This window comes from Mycobacterium sp., from assembly GCF_035499775.1.
In the GTDB taxonomy this organism is placed as follows: domain Bacteria; phylum Actinomycetota; class Actinomycetes; order Mycobacteriales; family Mycobacteriaceae; genus Mycobacterium.
The window spans coordinates 1-2,181 of sequence record NZ_DATJYB010000021.1 but is presented as its reverse complement, the minus strand read 5'-3'; the positions used below and the strand labels follow the sequence as shown (position 1 = coordinate 2,181).

Genomic DNA, 2,181 nt, shown 5'->3' with positions numbered 1-2,181 from the left:
TCATCGAGCCTGCAACGCGAGTCGGTCGCGGATGGCCGAATCCGTCGCGGCGTCGAACACATCAACGCAGGCGCGGTAGCACCGTCGACGGTCGCCAGGTCAGCGGCGGGTGACGCTGCGGCGACAGCGAATTCGGCCTGGTGATTGGCACTGTCAAGTTGATTGGTGGGCTTAGGTCGCGTCCGAAACTTGGTGTAAAAAGCACGGGCCGGTTCGGGGCTTCGTCGTCAGCATACGGGCAGGGGAACTCGGGTGGCAGTCACGTCAGCCTGCAGCTGACCCCCTGATGGTGTCATGGGTAACCAGACGCGTGTCCAGCTCCGGATCGCTTTTGGTGGGCTCAGGGCCGACACTACTGTAAGGCCGAGAGTTGTTCAGCTGTAAAGGGTTTGGGCGGCTTCGGTCAGTGCGTTAAACGCGGCGTCGAGGTGGTCTTGGCGGCGCCGGTTGGGTTCGTGGTTGGCTTCGGCGGCCACGAATCCGATCAGCTCCTCCAGGTCGTCTGCACTGGTCAACAAGGCTGCGCCGTCGGGGTGGGCGCGCATGCCACACACCAGTCGCTCACAGTCGGGGTCGAGCAACACCAGCTCGCGTAACGCGGCGGCGGTCTTGTCGCTGACGATGACCGCGTCGACGTCGCCGGCAAGGCTGAGCCGGCGGGGACGCAGGTCGTACGGGGAGTCTGCCCAGTTGCTGATCACCCCCTCGTCGTCGCAGACGCTGCACCACCATCGGATCGGCGCTGAGGCCTTGGCCCCCACGATGGCGATGGTCGTCCGCCCGGGGCAGCGCTTGTGGGCTGGGCGGCGCCGACACGGCAATGCCGACACCCACGGATCACCAACCGCGCCGGCGGTGCCCGCCCGGACAATGTCGCCCAAATGCTGCCCGAGGCGCTGCGCGGGACCCGAAGTGTCGTGCGGCATTCGAGGAAGTGACCCAGATCAGCGACCAACACGTCGCCACACTCTACCGGCGCCAAGCCACGGTGGTCTGCGCGCCGATCGTCGGTGGCTTTGCCTACGATCATGACTCGTGATGCTGCGATGCACCGCCAAGGTGTTGACCCTGCTGCGGGTGTCTGGGCCGGCCATCGGCCACGCCAGCCAGCAGGACTGGTACGCCTACCTGGTCTGGATCGACCGACTCAAATGCCTGCTGGTGACCCACACCGGCACCTTGTTCTCGGTGTTCATGCCGAACATCACCGTCGCCGGGCTGCGCCCGATCGGCCCGCCCGTCGTCTCGGCGATCCAGGCCGCGCTGCGCGCCGAACACCTGTCCGTCGATACGCTCGGCGAACTCGATCCCCAGCATGTGGCTGTGGCCAAGACCGCCGACCGCCGCATCCTGGGCACAATCAACGATTTGGCGTTCACCACCGAACAGCTCATCGCCACCAATGGCGGACTGGCCCGCTGCGACATCATCGCGGTGCACCACCGCCTGCACCGCACCATCAACAGCATCACCGGCTACATCCCACCGATCGACCTTGTCACCGCCATCCGTCCCGACCAGCGGTAACAACCGTCCTCCTGCCAGGAGACCTACCGGCGTGGCGACCCGAGGTCGCTACGCGGTGGCTGAGATGGGATTGGCGGGGTCGGTGTCGCCGCTTGTGGTGGAAGGCGGCGGCCGCAGTTCACGGGGTGGGTCAAGCAGTGACCGGCGTAGGTCTTGCAGCAGCCGGGTGCCGACCGGGGTCATGGCCAGGCCGCGCCAACCGGCCGAGGCGCGATCAAGCACGGCCCACACCAGGCTGATGGCGCTGGTCTCGCCGGGGAATCGGCCGATGACTTTGGTCCGTCGCTTGGTCTCCCCAAAGGATCGTTCAATGAAATTCGAATGTCGAACGCGCCCATGGTGTTCGGCCGGGAACCGCAGATAGGCCGTCAGCCCTGCGTTGTCGGTGAGCAGGATCCGCATGGCCGCCGGGTAAAGGTCGCAGTACTTGGCGGCGAACGCCTCGATCCGGTTGTCGACGATCTCCACCAGCTGGGGCCCCGGTTCGATGCCCAGGTCGGTGGTGTCGAAAATCGCCCAGTAGCCGTCGCGGACCTCGGCTTGCATCCCGGTGGGAATCTTGGCGAGCACGTTTCGGAGTCGATGGATAAGACATCTCTGGCGCAACGCTTTTGGGTAGATGTGTTCTATGGCGGCGATCAGGCCCTTGGCGCC

Annotated in this window: 3 protein-coding genes; 1 reads left to right on the top strand and 2 read right to left on the bottom strand. The window is 65.7% G+C overall.

The features are described from left to right. Positions 1-374: 374 nt before the first annotated feature. Entirely contained in the window at positions 375-926 is a 552-nt protein-coding gene (locus VML93_RS01330) for a hypothetical protein (protein WP_325606884.1), read from the bottom strand. A 112-nt stretch (positions 927-1,038) separates the two neighbouring features. On the opposite strand from VML93_RS01330, the gene VML93_RS01325 reads away from it, so the two are divergent. After that, positions 1,039-1,527, top strand: coding sequence for a DUF6933 domain-containing protein (locus VML93_RS01325; RefSeq protein WP_325606882.1), 489 nt, complete (start codon positions 1,039-1,041; stop codon positions 1,525-1,527). Positions 1,528-1,575: 48 nt separating this feature from the next. Here VML93_RS01325 and VML93_RS01320 read toward each other — a convergent pair. Further along, positions 1,576-2,181, bottom strand: a 606-nt coding sequence (locus VML93_RS01320; protein WP_325606880.1) for a transposase, incomplete at its 5' end; no start/stop codon positions are given.

Coding starts and splice junctions, on each gene's coding strand:
- VML93_RS01330 (WP_325606884.1), bottom strand. CDS start 926: ATGCCGCACGACACTTCGGGTCCCGCGCAGCGCCTCGGGCAGCATTTG.
- VML93_RS01325 (WP_325606882.1), top strand. CDS start 1,039: ATGCTGCGATGCACCGCCAAGGTGTTGACCCTGCTGCGGGTGTCTGGG.